Here is a 1,506-nt window from a genome sequence, read left to right on the forward strand (position 1 = left end):
GCGAACCGCTGGTGTACGAGGCCAACCCTGGTGGCGATCAGGCCCAGCCGGCGCTGCACAGTTTCACCTACCGCGAGCAGGTGCGCAGCGCCCAACAGACCCAGCGCGATTACACCTTCACCCACCCGCGCTACAACCTGGAGCAGCACGAACAGGCGCGCCAGCTGGAACACCAAAGCCCCGACTACGAACGCTACGACTACCCCGGCCGCTACAAACACGACGACGCCGGCAAGCCCTTCACCCAGACCCGCCTGCAAGGCCTGCGCGGCGATGCGCGCACCGCCGAAGTCACGGGCGACGATGCGCGCCTGGTGCCGGGGCTGGCGTTCGATCTGACCGGCCATCCCCGTGAAGACCTCAACATCGGCTGGCGCGCCGTTGCCATCAAACATGTCGGCCACCAGCACACCGCGATGGAAGAAGAAGCCGCCGGCAGCCAGGTGGGCACCCATTACAGCTTCACCGCCACACTGATTCCCGACAACGTCGAATGGCAAGCACCGCCGCGCCCAAAACCCTGCATCGAAGGCCCGCAGATCGCCACCGTGGTCGGCCCGCCCGGCGAAGAAATCTACTGCGACGAACACGGCCGCGTGCGCCTGCAATTCCCCTGGGACCGCGAAGGCCAGGACAACGACCGCAGCTCCTGCTGGGTGCGCGTCACCCACAACTGGGCCGGTGCCGGCTGGGGCCACGTCGCCCTGCCCCGGGTCGGTCAGGAGGTGCTGGTGGGCTTCGTGCAAGGCGATCCCGACCAGCCACTGATCATTGGCCGCAGCTACCACGCCATCAACCGCGCGCCCTACAAACTGCCGGACTTCAAGGCCCTCAGCCCGATCCGCAGCAAGGAGCTTCACGGCGAGCGCCACAACGAACTGCGCCTGGACGACACCACCGGGCAAATCAGCGCCGCGCTGATGAGCGACCACCAAGCCAGCGCCCTCACCCTCGGCTACCTCACCCACCCACGCCCCGGTGGCGGCGTGCCACGCGGCGAAGGTTTTGAACTGCGCACCGACGCCCACGGCGTCCTGCGCGCCGGCGGCGGCCTGCTGCTCACCACTCAACTGCGCCCGCGCGCCGCCGAACACCACACCGACCTGCCGGAAACCGCCGAACAACTCGACACCGCCCGCCAGCACCACGCCACTTTCGCCAGCGAAGCCCGCGACCACCTGGCCCAGGAAAGCGGCGACCAGGGCGAAGTCGCCGACGCACTCAAGGCCCAACACAGCACCATCCGTGGCACCGGCGGCAACCCCAACGCCAACCAGTACCCGGAACTCGCCGAACCGCACTTGGTACTGCACAGCCCGGCCGGCATCGCCAGCAGCACCCCGCAATCGACCCACATCGCCAGCGGCGAACACCTGGCTCTGAGCAGCGGCGGCCACACCAGCCTGGCCATTGGCAAACGCCTGCTGCTCAGCGCCAGCCGTGGTGTGCGCACCTTCGTGCAGAGCCTGGGCTGGCGGCTGGTGGCGGCCTCCGGCGATATCGACA

Annotated in this window: 1 protein-coding gene; it reads left to right on the forward strand. The window is 68.5% G+C overall.

From position 1 onward, the window contains the following. On the forward strand, positions 1 to 1,506 hold a 1,506-nt coding region (locus AACY42_RS28415; protein ID WP_339483820.1), incomplete at both ends, for a type VI secretion system Vgr family protein.

The sequence above is a fragment of the Pseudomonas sp. RL_5y_Pfl2_73 genome (assembly GCF_963970515.1).
GTDB lineage: Bacteria > Pseudomonadota > Gammaproteobacteria > Pseudomonadales > Pseudomonadaceae > Aquipseudomonas.